The following is a 14,964-nucleotide window of genomic DNA, read 5'->3' on the forward strand; positions in this document are numbered from 1 at the left end:
AACCTGTCGCTTGATCGAAGTGCGGATCTATATCCTTCGTGTTGCATACCATATGAACTACATTCAGACGTTCGAGGCCATGAGCCTAGAGTCGGACTGGAGCGAGAATCTTATTGATGGCGCTGCTTGCGCGGGCACCGGCGCATTCGCCTTCTGGATACTTCGCCTACAGAATTGCGTCCTTTTTCGTGATCAGGAGGGCGCCCTACAAGCCGAACAGAGAGCGAAGGAGTTGCTTAGCGCCACCTCCGCACACCTCGAGACCGCAGACGTCTCTTATTACGGCGCGCTCTGTCGAGCGGCTGCATTCTCAAGGGCGACGGAAGAATGGGTGCGGGAAGCGCACCTCCGCGCGCTTGAAGAGCACAATGATTACCTGGAGTTGCTGGCGCAGTCATGTCCTGATAATTTTGCCGATCGCGCGGCATTGGTGGCAGCGGAGCTAGCGAGGGTACAGGGTCGGACAAATGATGCGCAAACGTTGTATGAAAAAGCGATCGAGCTTAGCCGCGCGCAGAAGTTTGTTCACAACGAGGCAGTCGCACTCGAAGCCGCGGCGAATTTTTACTCAGATCAGAAACTCTCGGTTGTCGCCGAGACACTGCTGAGAGATGCGCGCCTTGCCTACCTCCATTGGGGCGCGCAAGGGAAGGCGCAAGAGATCGAGTCTCGCCTGACGCGGGTTATCTGTTCTGAGCGGAAGGAACCCGCGAGCGGTACGTGGAGGGAGCACCTGGAGACCAGAGCGGTCATCGCAGCATCTCATGCGCTTTCTAGAGAAATCCTACTCTCCAGAATCCTCGAAGTCCTGCTAGGAAACGTGCTTACGCATGCTGGAGCGGAGAGGTGCGTGGTAGCGCTGCACCGGAAAGGGGAATTCAGGATAGAAGCCGAAGCGCGAACATCTTCGGGCGGCATCGTACATGTCATCGAATCGCGTCAGCTCCAGGACGTTGAGCTTCCTCTCGGAATATTCATGTGCGTAGCAACGACTCGACAGAAAGTGCTGCTCGGTGACGCGTCCCGTTGTGGTGAGTTTGCAGAGGATCCTTACGTTAGCCAACGGGGGCTGCGGTCGGTGCTGTGCTTGCCCTTGCTGAAACAATGTGAGCTCGTCGGGATACTGTATATCGAGAACAATCTCATCTTGGGCGCATTCAGCGACGAGAAGACGACTCTGCTTGAAGTGTTTGCGTCACAAGCTGCTATCTTGCTCGAAAACGCACGACTCTACGCAGAGATTCAGGAGAGCAAGGCGCTGCGCGAAGCTGCGGAACAAGAGCTCCGCGATTCGAGGGAGGAACTCGCGCGGGTGGCAAGCCTTACGACGATGGGGCAGCTAGTCGCGTCTGTTACGCACGAAGTTAGTCAACCGCTAGTATCAATAGCAACGAGTGCCGGCGCGGCTTTGAGGTTCATGAGACTTGACGAGCCCGACTTCTCCGAAGTCGAGGAGGCGTTGCAGAGGATTCAATCCGACAGTATTCGTGCGCATGAAGTGGTGCGAAGCCTGCGAGCACTGGTCAAACGATCTGCTCCTTCCTTTTCATCGTTCGACATGCACGATGCAGTCGTCGAAGTGTTGTTGGTCACAAGGACTCAGCTCGAAAAGTACGCTATTCGAGTCGAGTCGGATACGGTCCCTGGTACGAGTCTCGTTTGGGGCGACAAGATCCAGATACAACAGGTGGTCCTCAATCTGGTAGTCAATGCGATTGAGGCAATGCAGGAGGTCACCGATCGCGAACGTCGCCTGCTGCTCGGGAGTTCGACCGTCGATGGGCTCGTGAGACTCGTAATCGAGGACACTGGAGTGGGCATCGAGAAGGGCTCCGCTGATTACATCTTTGTGCCATTTGTCACAACGAAGTCGCATGGCATGGGCATGGGCCTGCCGATATGCCGGTCGATAGTGGAAGCGCATGCAGGGCGCCTTACCGTCGAACCGTCGAGGCCTCACGGAACGCGGTTCGAAGTATGGCTGCCCGAAGCAGGAGGGTAGGCTTCCGCCAGCTTCGATCTGGTACTAGATTCAATACGTTTTCAAACGGGCATTGACGCGGACGTTCCAACTTTTACGCCCATTGAACCCACAGACTCGCGACGGCAGTTTAACGGATCCGTCATCGCCGGCGGTCGAAGTCAGGGTTTTGGGCAACCTCAATCCTTGGACGACCGAGAACAGACGAAAAGCCCGCGTGGCATGCCAATCAGCGATTCGTAGGCTATCTTAGCAAGCTAAGGAACTGCCGCGATGAAAGGGAACATGCCTGCATATCAAATATCGCGGACCTTAGCAATCAGTCGCGTTCCGATAGAAATTGACGTTCCGTCTCTATACCGAGAATCTCCCCTATGCGGACGAAGTCCGCTAGCGTGCGGCTCGCCATTTTTTTCATAGCATGAGCCCGGTGCGTTTTTATTGTGATTTCACTTAGATTCATTTCGGCCGCGATCTGTTTGTTCATGAGCCCAGCGACGACGTAGCCCATCACCGCGCGTTCTTTGGCGTTCATTGAATCATAACGGTAGCGCAAGTCTGCCATCGAGCGTTCGTTTGACAGACGCTCGGCGTCGTGGCGCAATGCCGATGCGACGGCATCTAGAATGTCCTGGTCTCGAAACGGTTTAGCCAGAAAGTCCAATGCGCCAGCCTTCATGGCTTGAACGGTCATCGGAATATCGCCGTGCCCGCTGATGAAAATGATGGAAGCTGATAGCCCCATTTTTACAAGCTGCTGTTGAAGTTCCAACCCGCTCTCGTGGGGCAGCCTCACGTCGAGGATGAGACAACTGGGAGATTCCGGCCTGGGAAATAACAGGAATTCAGCCGCGGACCCGAACGTCTCTGCGCGCAGACCCACGGAGCGGAAAAGGGCGCTCAAAGAACGCCTCGTCGGCTCGTCATCGTCGACGACGTACACGATGGACTCGAGCTCGGAATCTATTCTGACCGCATGCGTTCGTTGGGGCGAATGGGAACGGGCGAACATTATTTCTTCCTTTGAATCACAGTTGACGGTAAGCGGACCGTTGCTGACGCCGGGGATGAATTCTTCCCTGGCAATGGAGTATTACATGACATCGTAGCCCTTGCTACCTGTGGGCATCGCTAACCCATGGAACGGACCGTGGACGGATGGAAGTCTGACAATTGTGTCAGACTATCGCACCTCTGACGATGCGGCAGTGCGGCTGATTGGCTAGCTCGGCGGCCGGCTCCCTACAGAGTCACATATAATGGGGCAATATCGCAACCCGCATTGCCTTCACACTAGAGGACGGTTCGAATGGCGCGCCCCAGAGAATTCGATGAGGCAGCCGCGCTTGACGCGGCAGTGGAGCATTTTTGGCTCCATGGCTACCAGTCTACGTCGATTCGTGAATTGGCGTCCGCGATGGGGATTACCGGCGCCAGTCTCTACAACGCGTTCGGCGATAAGCGCGCCCTTTTCAAGATGGCGCTCGGACGCTACATTGAGACAGGTATAGAAGGGCGCGTCATTCGCGAACGTCAGTCTACCGTATATGCGATAGATGAATTTTTCACAGATATCGTCAACTATTCCATCAAAGACAAGAGCCGGAAAGGCTGTTTACTTGTGAATTCAGCCCTCGAACTTGGCGACGAAGACACAGAACTAAAAGGGGTCGTGTCAGATGTTTTCGTTGAGATAGAAGCATTTTTCAGGCGAGCTATAGCAGCTGGCCAGAAGCACGGTGAAGTGTCGACGGCGCTCCCTGCAGCTGACCTGGCCCGCCTATTATTAGGCGCTTTGCTTGGGATCCGCGTTCTGGCCCGCGTTCGTCCCAACCGTCTTCTTCTAGAAGGCATTGCTCGTTCGGCGCTCCTCGTTTTGAAGCGGTGACCCGTTCTGCGCATATGCTCTTTCGTGAGCGTCCGTGGGGTAGGCGGCAGTAGGGACGCGTGCGCGCCCCTATCCGCCGCGCCGATTACAGGCCTGACTCGCAAAAGGCGCCCTGCGTTTCGGCTCTAATGTTACTTGCAGCGCTTTCAGCCGGCATCCCGCCTTACCACCGCCATAAGCTTTGCCATTCGGCGTTCGAGCACCCTAACCCCCGCATTCGCAATCATCAGGGATCGATCCTCTCTCCAAATCGATCAACATTTATATTTTCAGCGAAAGTCCAAGTCAATCTTTTTGTTACTGCATAACGGGAGGCGGGCCATTCGCCTACGGCATACACTCGTAACAAGAAGAGGACCGGGCTTGCTTTCGATGTGCATCTTTCAACAATCTTCAAGAGGTTCATGGGTGAGACGGCTTTCGACTTCTGTCGCAAGCATCATTGCGGACGGGTTGATTGGTCGTGGCTTCGAGAGAGGCTTGTATATGCTGTCCCCGGCGTTGATTACGATGCCGCTGAGAGAGCAAATTCCCGGTCTGGTTGCGTCGAAACGGCGCCAAAGCTGGAAACTGTAACTGCATCGCGTTGGGTCGCGCCAAGATACGATCACGGTGCATTGGGAGGCCCGCTCGAGGATGCTGACTGTCGCGTGGCGCAAATGCATATCGTCCGATACTGAGGTTCCCGTTGATGTCATCAGATCTGTCGATAGAACTCTTTGCAGCGGTTGAGAATCTGATTGAGCGAGCGATCGCACGATGCTCTTCCATGGTGCGACTTTGGACGTTGTAGCCGATGCTTCCATGTCTAGTCTCCGGGAATCTCAGGGTTTGGCGGCGGGCAAAGTGAGATGGCGGTGGAGCCCGAGCGCCAATCCGTGTAGTAGGGGTCCGCAATCGCACGGGTGGGTGATATGGATATCTATCAACCACAGATGTTTCGTGACGAACGAGTGCGACGCCGATGTAAAAATGGTACGCGGCGCTAATGCGCGAAACAAACATGCATCGGTATAGAAGTTCGACGCCAAAGGATATCGAACGATTCGTCTGCACCGGAGACGGTTGAGCGATGCGGGTCGGCGCGGATCTTTGTCCACTTGCAGCTAGAGGTGGCGTGGCTTTATTGTGGTCTATCTCTGTGCCCGGAAAAGAAAGCCGCAGATCGAATGACGCGTTCACTGGAGTACGGCTAACGCACCGTATTCCGAAATTGCGTCTTCTTCCGATGCGCGAGTGACGTCTGAAACCTTCGAGAAGGGACCAATCCAGCGCAACATGGTTAAGAGCCTGCTCGGCCTATGACGGTCGCGCATGATGATTACACCGGATCTCGTTCGAGAAGGTTGCGCATGCTCCGCCCTGAGGCTTCGGGGCTTGCGCCAAAGCCTTGCCGGGTCGATCATTACGCCGCGCCGATCGAGAGGAGTTGAGGCCCGTCGGTACGCCTTACATCAACCGACGTCATTGGGTTAGGGGTTAACGTCAGACGAAGCATGCAGCCTATGCGCTAGGCTTCGTCTGCGATGGCTTCCAGCGCGGGGAAATCAATCTCGATATCGAAGACATTGCCTACGAAATTGGCATACAGAAATTGCGAAACCCGCGCGATGATCTCGATAACCTGAGCATCCGTCCACCCTGCATCGCGGACTTCTTGCAGGTCGCTTCCCTTCACCTTTCCGCGTGTCTCAGCGACCTTCTTCGCGAACTGCAGAGCCACATCGATCTTTGGATCACTGGACCTACCGTAACGGTTCATCTCGAGTTCGGTGACATCAAGCTTGCTGAATTGGGCCCCGATATAGGTGTGAGCACGGACCATGTAGTCACAACTATTCATTTCCGAAACGGCGAGTGCGATACGATCGCGCATAGCTGCATCGAGCGTTCTCTCCAGTGGAATCTGCAGGCTCTTGAACGCCGCTAAAGCGTGCGGGCTCTGGGCCATCACCGCAAAAATGTTCGGAACGAACCCAAAAAGCTTCTCGAAGCTGTCGAGGGTGGCGTGCGAATCCGCCGGGATTTGCGTGCGGGATGGACTAGCATTGTCGGCCATGTATTCTCCAGTCAAACGCGTGGTTTTGATCGGAGGAATCGTATCCTGCTCAACAGGCATCGATAACCCGCCGCATGTGATATGTACTGTCTCGAAAATCGAGAGGGTGAGGAGGAGCTGCTGACTCTCTTGATCCTTTCGAGCATGGATTGGGCCACCATCGCGCAGCTTTCGGTATTTGCAGGTTTTAGTTAAGCTGTTTTAAAATGCGGTTACTTGATGCCTCAACGGGTGTTGCTCCTCGCGACGCGAGCCGTCAACCATAAGTCTGTCTTTATCATCATTCAATGCGTTGCGCAGTCTTGGGACGCAAAATTCGATGAATCTTCGGATCTTGATTGGCTGCATCTTCTGCCCAGCGTGCACGATGCTGACGGGCATCGGTTCCGGCTCGAAATCCCTGAGGACAAGTGTTAGCAAACCAGCTTCGACCGCGCGGGCGATCTGATAGCAAAGAACATGTGTTACGCCGACACCAGCAAGGGCAGCGTCGATCGCAGCTTCAGCCGTGTTTACGGAGAGTCGAGGACGAATGCCGACCTGGCGATCTGGTCGCTGGCCTTGATTAGATGCGAAGGTCCACGTTGCCCCCGACGCCAGTGCCTCGAAGGTTACGCAGGAATGTTCTGCCAGATCTTCCGGCTTCTTGGGCTTGCCAGCGCCGGCGAAGTAGGCGGGACTTCCGCAGAAGACTCGACATACCGTACCGACGTGTGCCGCTACGAGCGAGCTGTCCGGCAAATGACCTATACGCAGTGCAATGTCAATTCTGTCGTCAATCAAGTGCAGACTTCGATCCGACAGGATGAGTTTGATGCGAATTTCCGGGAACGCAGCGAGGAAATCGTTAACGACTGGCAAGAGATGCAGGCGGCCGAAAACGACGGGCGCTGTGACGACCATGTCGCCGCGGGGGGTTGAATATTCACCCGACGCGTTCCTTTCAGCGTCGCCGACCTGATCGAGGATGGTCCTGCAAGCATTCAAATATGCCTCGCCAGCCTCCGTTGGCGTCAGCTTCCGTGTAGAGCGAACGAGCAATCGTGCGTTCAGATGCTGTTCAAGCTCTGCGACCTTGCGGCTTACGGTCGGCAAGGGAGTGCCGAGTTTGCGGGCTGCGGCAGAGAAGCTGCCGAGATCCACCGCGGTAACAAAGAACGACATTGCCTCGAAGCGATCCATCTATCCTCTCATTTGGTGAGATAAAACATATCAAAAATACACGATTAGCAACCAACGCGCGCGCTATTAGCATTCCTTTAAAATTAGTAGTGGATGGTCAACAGGAGAAACACATGCCCAGAGTCACGATTCCAGATCGCGACGACGCGCCAACGGAGTCGCAGGAAATGTTGAATGCCGTCGCGAGACAGCTGCGGTTCGTACCAGCGCTCTTCCGGGCTACCTCCATAAGCCCTGACGCCCTCACAGGGATGACACAACTCAGCGCGGCAGTATCCAGAGCATTTGACGCGCGAACCCTCGCGCGCATTGCTTTGGCGGTATCGCAGGTCAATGAATGCAAATATTGCCTGTCCCTCCATACGTATCTCGGCATGAACCTCGGAAAACTGAGCCCGGACGAAATGTTGCGAAACCGGTGGGGTGATTCCACCGACACAAAGTCAATGGCGCTCGTGATGTTCGTCCGGAAATTGGTCGAGACCCGGGGAAACGTCGTAGACAGTGAGTTGAAAATGATCCGGGGTGCTGGATTTGGCGACGCACAAATCATCGAGATTGTGGCGGCGAGCGCATATTTTATCTTCACGAACCTGATCAACAACGTGTTTGACACGAAAATTGACTTTCCCGAAGTGGATGTTGATGCGAAGGCAGCGTGACGCATCTGCGCAGAGCGCGAATCTAATACCGTGATATGCCCTAGGCCGTGAGTGGTTAGCAAGATGCGTGCAAATACTGGTGAATGTCTGGAACGCATGACTCTCCAGGTGGGGGCGGCGTTTCTGTTAGCCCGGCTAACAGAGCGGGCGGCGCGTGCTGAAATCGTTCGAGATTGTTCATGATGTTCGATGTTCGACACTGCGACGATTCGAGGACGCCCGGATAATAAGGTTGGCGAGTCTCGATGTGTGTCGCGAATAAGGCTGCCGTGCACGGGCGAAGTGGTTCGGGCGGTGCAGCTAGACCAGGACGTCGATGGACGATTGTCAGCGCGCAAGAGCGAGCCGGCCAACTTATTCGGTATGTAAATAGAAGTTTGCAGTAAGGATCTCAGATGGCTGGAAAGAGACGATTTGATGAGCAAGCTGTTTTCAACGTTGCAATCGAGGTATTGGAGCGCCGAGGGTACAAGGAAGCCACTATGGTCGATTTGGCTGAGGCGGCCGGGGTGCGACGTAGCGCACTCTACAACGCTTACGGAAGCAAAGAACAGTTCTTCGTTAGGGCATTCAACTATGTGGCTGTCGGGTTTTTCGAGCGGGTTAGCCATGCTCTTACGAAGTCTGATAGGCGCGCTTGCCTGCAGTCCTTTTTTGAATTGATCATACCTCTTGATAACACCTCGCGGTGCGTTGCCTTCATCGCGACCCGGTTGACCACTGAATCAGCGGACTCGTCACAGAGATTACGGAATTCGTTGGTGGAGTTTTTTGTCGAGCTCGAGAACCTGTTAAGCGAAGCTCTTAGCGTCGAGCGAGACGGTATGCAATTGTTCATGTCGGCGCAGGAAGCGGCAAAGCTTGTTGTCGCAACTACGCGTGGGATTGCCGTCATGCGCAACATGCATATGAACCTTACGATAGCCACATCGGTTACCAGTGCACTCCTTAATGCCGTGATCTCGTCTGCTCCCCGAGACTCGTGAGCATGGTATGTCAACCGCTCGCGGCGGCGCCTTTCCTGCTCCGACCTCGCGCGCTCAATCACATCTCCATCCCGCCAGCACTCGGTAAACATAACGCTTGACCGTGAATGTTGGTCGGTCGTGTGCCGGGACCGTCTCCAAGGGAGGGCTGCCGGTTTCCGCAACTAGCGGGACGAGGGGTTCTCACGTTTTGAAATTGCACTTTTCAGAATCATTGGCTTATCAGAATTTTGAGGCAATACTATGATGGACCCGGTGCTGCACGTGGTCGGCGCAATCGGAGGAACAAAATGTCCCGTATCGATATTCCTGGTCATCAAGAAACTGCTGCGTCGAGTCTGCAACCTTTGTTTCACTTCGTTAGCAGGCGTTTTGGATTCGTCCCTGTTCTCTATCGGGTCCTATCCATCAGTCCGCACTCGCTGAACGGATTGATGGAGATGCAGGTAGCGCTCTCACGAGCACTGGATGTGCGTACCCGCGAAAGGATCGCGATAGCTGTGTCTGAAGTTAACGGCTGCGACTATTGTGTTTGTGCTCATTCGTACGTCGCACACTATTTCGCTAAGCTCGTCCCGCAAGAGATAGCCTTGAACCGCGTTGGCCGATCGCTGAACCGCGATGCAGAATCAGCGATAACGTTCGCACGGAAAGTTTCAGTATCCTGGGGGAAAGTGAATACGGAGGACCTGAACGACATACGCGCTGCAGGGTATTCTGATGCACAGATTGTGGAGATCATCGCACTGTGCGCGCAGGTGTTTTTGACCAACCTTCTAGCCAATATATTTGACATTCAGTCTGATTTCCCGGAGTTTTCGGGTGTGGAAGCTGTGCATGGGGACTTAAACGTCGCCTGGCGTTCAGCCTCCTCCTACGAAAACTAACGGGACGTTCGTTGTGTATATCTCTTCCCGCACACACACGGGCTCAGAACTATCTTCCTCGTCGATTTCGCAGGCCTATATCGAAAGCTTTGGTGGCGAATCGACCAACTCGGTCTGATTTAGGCGAAAAAATCCCCATCCCGGATTTTCACCGAATTGCAGACTGTCCTTGACTGCCACATTTGCCGATTCCATGGCTGAGGAGTCGGAACAAAGTCTGCAGCTTCGATCCGCGAGCCCAGAACTCATAATGGGGTGACTGTCGCCAGTTGTCTTGAAGGCTATGATACCTTCCGGAAGAGTGTTGTTGCACAGGAAATGTTTATACGCGACGGGGTCGACGTAGGCGTCCGAATATCCCATTTCCACGCAGTGGCCGACAAGGTTACGAACTGGTTCATCGGTCAAACGAAGATGAACCCACTCATGGAAGTTGGTTGGCAGGATTAGATCGCCGTAAATTGAATATTCCAGCGTCGCCCCCCGTACCGATGTGCGCTTTGTCGACGTAAGTAGTATTTGACGAAGGTAAGCGATGCCCGCTAATGCTACACAGATAGCAAATATTTCCATCATCTCGGCCGGATCGTACATCACACTCCTCATGCTCGCTATGTAACCCAATGCAGCGATTCAACAAAAATACTGCGGCTTCGTCAATCATCTTCCAGGTTAATCACGAGATACCTCAGTATATCCACGGACATCAATACCTAAAACGGTGACAAATGAGCGAGACGGCCGGGAACGCTGCGGCGCGTAGTTCACGATAATCAACTATGCTGATTTCGGGTCCATGACAACCACTGGGAAGTCGATAGGTGTGTCGAATACGTTGTTTATGAAATTGGTAAATAGGAATTGCACGCTAAGCGCAATGATTTCGACAAGGTTGGCGTCCGTGAACCCGGCTTGTCGCACGATATCAAGATCTGATTCAGTCACTTTGCCGCGCGTTTCCAGTATTTTCTTCGCAAAGCGGATGGCGGCACCCCTCTTCGAATCACTGGAGGTGCCCATCCGGTTGAGTGAGATTTCCTCTAGACTGAGATTGGTAGCATTAGTCGCCCAGAAGGTATATGCCGATAAGCAGTACCGGCAGGAATTTACTTGCGACACAACCAGTGCGATCGCGTCTCTTGTCTGCGAATCTAATGTCTTCGCGAGTGCTCCCTGGAGGCCCGTCCAGCCAATTAACGCGTCCGGGGCAAGAGACATGATACTAAACTGGTTTGGAGTAAATCCGAATTGTCTGTTAAACGCATCAAGCATCGGTTTCGAGGCGAGAGGCATTTCGTCGCACGTCGGGATTGCGATACGGGTCATTTAGCTTATCCGGTTAAAAACCAACAAGGACGACAGGTTAAATTATAGATGACACTATTATCGATACAGACGCGTCATTTCGAGAGGCGATTAATTACTCGAAAGATGGCTTACCGATCCGACTTTGGCAGGCGCGCTTCCAATTTGACGAGTTCAACCAGCGTCTTCGCTTTCATCTTACGCATGAGCTGCCCGCGATGCACTTTTATAGTAATCTCGCTCAGATTTAACTTCGCCGCTATCTGCTTGTTCATCATACCGCCTGTGACCATAGACAGGAGCTTTCGCTCATGGGCGGTCAAGGACTCGTATCGTTCACGCAACTCTCGACGGCCGCGTTCGCTTTCGCGCCGTATTCGGTCATGAATCATCGCAGAACGGACCGCGTCAAGCATATCCTGGTCACGAAAAGGCTTGCTCAGAAAGTGGTGGGCACCCGACTTCATCGCCTTCACAGTCATCGCGATATCACCGTGTGCGGTCATAAAGACGATTGGTACGTAGACCTGGAACTTGGCGAGGCGCTCTTGTGCCTCAAGCCCCCCGATTCCTGGCATCCGAATATCGAGGATGAGGCAGCTCGGCAACGCGGCCGCGTTATCGGCGTTCTTCGCCAATACCTCAATCATTTCCGTGGCTGAGCTAAAGAGCCTTACCTCCAAGCCCACGGTCGCCAAAAGATCTGCGACAGATTCTCTGACCGAAATATCGTCATCGATAACATAAACTAAGGGAGACGATTCCATATCGTGATCTTCCGATTCTGAAAAAGACATAGTCGCTTATTGGTTTAAGATTGAGACCGAACATAATTCACTGATGTGCCGTCTAAATACGGCAACGTAAACCGGAATACGGTTGCATCTTCGCATCGTTCGGCTTGAAGCAGACCTCCGTGCGCCTCTACGATGGAACGGCACACTTTCAATCCCATGCCCATACCATTGGGTTTGGTAGTAAAGAGTGCGTCGAAAAGCTCCTCTGCCGAGTGTTCGCCGAAGCCGCACCCATTGTCTTGGACGGTCACCATAGCGAACATGGAGTCGTGCGAGGTGGAGTTCACGATAAGAGACTTTTGCGTGCCGACCACGGGTAGCAAAGCGTCCATGGAATTGCGTAGCAGATTTTCCAAAACTTGTTGAATCTGTGTGCGATCACCGAGTACTGGTTTGACTACAGCGGTTTGCAGGCGTAATCGGATGTTGGCGCGGTCAAGCTCGCCTTGCAGCAGAAACGCGACTTCCCTGATGGCATCGTCGAGGTCCACAGGAACCTTAGTAATGCCCGAATTGGACGCCACAGCCCGTAACCCTCTGAATACGTCCGCAGCCCGACGGGCGTCTCGAGCCACTCGTCGAGCGGAATCGCGTGCCCGAGCTGTTTCTGCGGGTGATTTCGACAGCCACCTAAGACAGGCTTCCGCGTTCGTAATAATTCCCGTGAGTGGCTGGTAAACCTCGTGGACAATTGATGCTGCCATCTCGCCCATCGTGGAGAGGCGATGGGCACGCGCGAGTTCCGCGCGCGCCGCTTGTAACGCATCCTCCGCATTACGTCGTTCCGTAACGTCAACGGTTACCCCGATGTATTGCAGATCTTCCGTGTCGTCAGTCTGCGGATGACCTTCCACTTGCACATATTTGATTTCCCCAAAGCCGACTACAATCCTGAATTCGAGTTTGAAGACGCGCCGAGCGGCGATGGCGTTCACGAGCGCTATTCGCACAAGTGGGAGGTCGTCAGGGTGGGTCAGATTTATTAGTTTGGCACTATGGATACGTCGTTCACACGGAATTTCATATATCCGGAAGAACTCTGAGGACGCTTCTAACAGGTCGGTATCCGCGCGCCACCTCCAGCTGCCCGTGTGACTCATCCGTTGCATGTGGGCCAGCTCATTTTTGTTTGCACACAGCGCTACTTCGACCTCTTCAATCGTCCTATCCTCAAAAGCGATGCGTGCACGAAGCCGCAAATTTTCTCGTTTCACCGCGGCTTGCGCTGAGAGGATGTTCAGATGGGAAACGACGGACCAATCGAGCGGTAGAGTATCGCGGTGCGTGTCGAGACAGAGCATCTCCTTGCTCTCGTCACTACCGAGCAAGGGCACGCACAACATGGGGCTATCGATGCCGTCGGGTTGACGATCTTCCCAGACTTGTGTCCGTTCAGAGGAGCTAGTCCCCAGGAAAACCGGCATATGGGTCACCGAAACCGTATCGAAGACGTTCCTGAACAATCCCTCCGACTCAACGGGTCGCCTGCCATGGCTGACAACGATTTCATCATGGTGCGAGCGCCGTGCTTCACATTCGACTAGCATCTTCCCTCCGTCGTTCCTGATGAGCCGAGCCCGGTTCGCCTTCGCCATCGATATGGCGCTTTTCAGGAGAGTCGCGACGACTTCCGTTTCGTTGGTATCACGTGAAAGTTGTTGAGAAGCTTGGACCATTTCCAGTAGCTGCGTGCGATGCCCATTACCGATCATGCCTGTTGTAGTACGAAAAATTCGGGTTTCTGTTTGTGACGGGAGGAGGCCTGCTCCCGCCGCTTGCCCGCTTGGAGCGTTGCATGCAGTGAAACTGTTTGGGTCTGCAGGGTTAGCTGATCTTCGGACTCTTCAATTGGTGAAGCGTCGGACAAACGCTTTTCAAGGTGCCGGCGCTGCGCCCTTAACCGGCAGAAGATGCGCATGCTGAGCAATGTTGTGAGGAGCGGGCTTCCGAGCTCCGTCGATGGTTGAGTGCGGATAATTTCTTCCTGCAGTCGGCCCGCATACACGCGCTCTGTCAGACAGCTCTCAATCGGCTTAATTGTTTGCGAGACAATCGCAGAACAGTCTGTATCGAAGCTTTCTGCCTCGAAACCGACCGTATGTAGCAGTCTGGCGTCACTCCTTGCCGGATGAACGTACGTGTCAACTGCTTGTGCGAAGAAGAGCTCAATTTTGCTGAACGGAGAGAGCTGGGCCGGTTCCGCTACTATTGCGCGCCCGAAACTTCGCTCGACGCTGTGGACGAGGGTGCTGCGGAACAATGACCGCTTGTCAGCGAACGCGTTATAGAGGCTTCCGCAACTCATGTCCGCACAGTGCGCAAGCTTGCGCATTGACGCGTCCAGGAAGTTGTCTTCTCCAAAATAACTGAAGGCTGCGTCGATGACGTCGAACTTATTAAATTCTCGTGGACTTAGCATAATTTCCGCAAGTTAAACTGTTTCGGAACCCGGATCCGCGCCCGCAAAAGATAACCCTGTCGACGAGTGTAATTTTTCAAGCCTAATTCGATTGGTTCGGATCTCCTTGCTTCATTGGCGGAACTTTGATAACCGCTGTGCGGCGCCGTATGGATATCGTTCAAGCCGAATGACTCGCCAAGCCCGTATCGTATCTTTTTGATCGGTCGCCAGGTCGCATAGATCTTTCTATGACGCAATCATTTGAATCGAGTCGGAGCGACTGAACCAATATCGCTAGGTGCCGCGAACCATATATCCGCCAAGCCATACACGCGTATTGCAATGCGGTGAACTGCTCAGTATGGTCATTTACCACCCATGCAACACACTAAGTACGGTCTATTGACAGTTTGACAGTTGCGACATGAGCTTCGGTATTTCCTCCCACTGCATATCAGTTTCCAGCCGGGTAAGCTCACTGTCCATATTAACAAGTTCCCGGGTTGTACCGGCGTCGCATACGTATGCGACGATATACTTCGGTATGTCTTACTTAGACGTCTTTTATGGGTGCGCACAAAAATATTCCGTTAATCTGGATTGTAGAGGGTAATGTAAGTCAAGTTAGTCGAATCACATCGTTACGCTGTAACGGTGTGGACCTATTCGAGCTGTGAGAGTCTTCCTGGAAGTCTGGAACGTACGGCGACATCTCGTGCGACTATTTCGAGTGGCGAACGCGCGGCACCTGTTGCGGTAGGGCTCTTTCTGTAGCCGCATCGGACCGCCGGTGCTGATTACGAAAGAGCAACTTTC

General features: G+C 53.7%; 14 protein-coding genes. 5 read left to right on the forward strand and 9 right to left on the reverse strand.

Features of this window, described 5'->3' with window-relative positions:
- The first annotated feature begins 52 nt into the window (after positions 1 to 52).
- The gene (locus tag FRZ40_RS43675) at positions 53 to 2,002 is read left to right on the forward strand and encodes a GAF domain-containing sensor histidine kinase (protein WP_147238419.1); all 1,950 of its coding nucleotides are present in this window, start codon (positions 53 to 55) and stop codon (positions 2,000 to 2,002) included.
- 298 nt (positions 2,003 to 2,300) lie between these two features.
- On the opposite strand, the gene FRZ40_RS43680 is transcribed toward FRZ40_RS43675, so the two are convergent.
- Positions 2,301 to 2,993 (reverse strand): response regulator transcription factor, encoded by a 693-nt coding sequence (locus FRZ40_RS43680; protein WP_147238420.1) that lies wholly within the window; start codon positions 2,991 to 2,993, stop codon positions 2,301 to 2,303.
- Positions 2,994 to 3,290: 297 nt separating this feature from the next.
- On the opposite strand from FRZ40_RS43680, the gene FRZ40_RS43685 reads away from it, so the two are divergent.
- Positions 3,291 to 3,869, forward strand: coding sequence for a TetR/AcrR family transcriptional regulator (locus FRZ40_RS43685; RefSeq protein WP_147238421.1), 579 nt, complete (start codon positions 3,291 to 3,293; stop codon positions 3,867 to 3,869).
- Positions 3,870 to 4,252: 383 nt separating this feature from the next.
- On the opposite strand, the gene FRZ40_RS46430 is transcribed toward FRZ40_RS43685, so the two are convergent.
- The 3 genes from FRZ40_RS46430 to FRZ40_RS43700 form a co-directional block, all read right to left on the reverse strand.
- Entirely contained in the window at positions 4,253 to 4,675 is a 423-nt protein-coding gene (locus FRZ40_RS46430) for a DUF3331 domain-containing protein (RefSeq protein ID WP_147238422.1), read from the reverse strand.
- Between the two features lie 704 nt (positions 4,676 to 5,379).
- Complete coding sequence (locus FRZ40_RS43695) at positions 5,380 to 5,928, reverse strand: carboxymuconolactone decarboxylase family protein (RefSeq protein WP_158647088.1); 549 nt, start codon at positions 5,926 to 5,928, stop codon at positions 5,380 to 5,382.
- 201 nt (positions 5,929 to 6,129) lie between these two features.
- Entirely contained in the window at positions 6,130 to 7,110 is a 981-nt protein-coding gene (locus FRZ40_RS43700; protein ID WP_147238424.1) for a LysR family transcriptional regulator, read from the reverse strand.
- 113 nt (positions 7,111 to 7,223) lie between these two features.
- Between FRZ40_RS43700 and FRZ40_RS43705 the strand changes: the two genes are divergently transcribed.
- From FRZ40_RS43705 to FRZ40_RS43715, 3 genes are all read left to right on the forward strand, one after another.
- A complete protein-coding gene (locus FRZ40_RS43705) occupies positions 7,224 to 7,772 on the forward strand; it encodes a carboxymuconolactone decarboxylase family protein (protein ID WP_147238425.1) in 549 nt (182 codons plus the stop codon).
- Between the two features lie 395 nt (positions 7,773 to 8,167).
- On the forward strand, positions 8,168 to 8,758 hold the full coding sequence (locus tag FRZ40_RS43710; protein WP_147238426.1) for a TetR/AcrR family transcriptional regulator: 591 nt from the start codon (positions 8,168 to 8,170) through the stop codon (positions 8,756 to 8,758).
- A 290-nt stretch (positions 8,759 to 9,048) separates the two neighbouring features.
- Positions 9,049 to 9,645, forward strand: coding sequence for a carboxymuconolactone decarboxylase family protein (locus FRZ40_RS43715; RefSeq protein ID WP_147238427.1), 597 nt, complete (start codon positions 9,049 to 9,051; stop codon positions 9,643 to 9,645).
- 75 nt (positions 9,646 to 9,720) lie between these two features.
- Here the strand turns inward: FRZ40_RS43715 and FRZ40_RS43720 are convergent, their stop codons facing one another.
- The 5 genes from FRZ40_RS43720 to FRZ40_RS43740 form a co-directional block, all read right to left on the reverse strand.
- Positions 9,721 to 10,239: a hypothetical protein gene (locus FRZ40_RS43720; RefSeq protein ID WP_147238428.1), complete on the reverse strand. Its 519-nt coding sequence runs from the start codon at positions 10,237 to 10,239 to the stop codon at positions 9,721 to 9,723.
- 183 nt (positions 10,240 to 10,422) lie between these two features.
- Positions 10,423 to 10,971, reverse strand: coding sequence for a carboxymuconolactone decarboxylase family protein (locus FRZ40_RS43725; RefSeq protein ID WP_147238429.1), 549 nt, complete (start codon positions 10,969 to 10,971; stop codon positions 10,423 to 10,425).
- Between the two features lie 110 nt (positions 10,972 to 11,081).
- Entirely contained in the window at positions 11,082 to 11,747 is a 666-nt protein-coding gene (locus FRZ40_RS43730) for a response regulator transcription factor (RefSeq protein WP_205019849.1), read from the reverse strand.
- Between the two features lie 14 nt (positions 11,748 to 11,761).
- The gene (locus FRZ40_RS43735) at positions 11,762 to 13,423 is read right to left on the reverse strand and encodes a sensor histidine kinase (protein WP_158647089.1); all 1,662 of its coding nucleotides are present in this window, start codon (positions 13,421 to 13,423) and stop codon (positions 11,762 to 11,764) included.
- Between the two features lie 32 nt (positions 13,424 to 13,455).
- Entirely contained in the window at positions 13,456 to 14,166 is a 711-nt protein-coding gene (locus tag FRZ40_RS43740; RefSeq protein WP_147238431.1) for a TetR/AcrR family transcriptional regulator, read from the reverse strand.
- Between the last annotated feature and the right edge of the window lie 798 nt (positions 14,167 to 14,964).

Source organism: Paraburkholderia azotifigens (genome assembly GCF_007995085.1).
In the GTDB taxonomy this organism is placed as follows: Bacteria; Pseudomonadota; Gammaproteobacteria; order Burkholderiales; family Burkholderiaceae; genus Paraburkholderia; species Paraburkholderia azotifigens.

Bases quoted from the DNA above. Each gene is read 5' to 3' on its own strand.
- FRZ40_RS43715 (WP_147238427.1), top strand. From the start codon at position 9,049: ATGTCCCGTATCGATATTCCTGGTCATCAAGAAACTGCTGCGTCGAGT.
- FRZ40_RS43705 (WP_147238425.1), top strand. From the start codon at position 7,224: ATGCCCAGAGTCACGATTCCAGATCGCGACGACGCGCCAACGGAGTCG.
- FRZ40_RS46430 (WP_147238422.1), bottom strand. From the start codon at position 4,675: ATGGAAGCATCGGCTACAACGTCCAAAGTCGCACCATGGAAGAGCATC.
- FRZ40_RS43740 (WP_147238431.1), bottom strand. From the start codon at position 14,166: ATGCTAAGTCCACGAGAATTTAATAAGTTCGACGTCATCGACGCAGCC.
- FRZ40_RS43725 (WP_147238429.1), bottom strand. From the start codon at position 10,971: ATGACCCGTATCGCAATCCCGACGTGCGACGAAATGCCTCTCGCCTCG.
- FRZ40_RS43680 (WP_147238420.1), bottom strand. From the start codon at position 2,993: ATGTTCGCCCGTTCCCATTCGCCCCAACGAACGCATGCGGTCAGAATA.
- FRZ40_RS43710 (WP_147238426.1), top strand. From the start codon at position 8,168: ATGGCTGGAAAGAGACGATTTGATGAGCAAGCTGTTTTCAACGTTGCA.
- FRZ40_RS43700 (WP_147238424.1), bottom strand. From the start codon at position 7,110: ATGGATCGCTTCGAGGCAATGTCGTTCTTTGTTACCGCGGTGGATCTC.
- FRZ40_RS43730 (WP_205019849.1), bottom strand. From the start codon at position 11,747: ATGTCTTTTTCAGAATCGGAAGATCACGATATGGAATCGTCTCCCTTA.
- FRZ40_RS43685 (WP_147238421.1), top strand. From the start codon at position 3,291: ATGGCGCGCCCCAGAGAATTCGATGAGGCAGCCGCGCTTGACGCGGCA.
- FRZ40_RS43675 (WP_147238419.1), top strand. From the start codon at position 53: ATGAACTACATTCAGACGTTCGAGGCCATGAGCCTAGAGTCGGACTGG.
- FRZ40_RS43695 (WP_158647088.1), bottom strand. From the start codon at position 5,928: ATGGCCGACAATGCTAGTCCATCCCGCACGCAAATCCCGGCGGATTCG.
- FRZ40_RS43720 (WP_147238428.1), bottom strand. From the start codon at position 10,239: ATGTACGATCCGGCCGAGATGATGGAAATATTTGCTATCTGTGTAGCA.
- FRZ40_RS43735 (WP_158647089.1), bottom strand. From the start codon at position 13,423: ATGGTCCAAGCTTCTCAACAACTTTCACGTGATACCAACGAAACGGAA.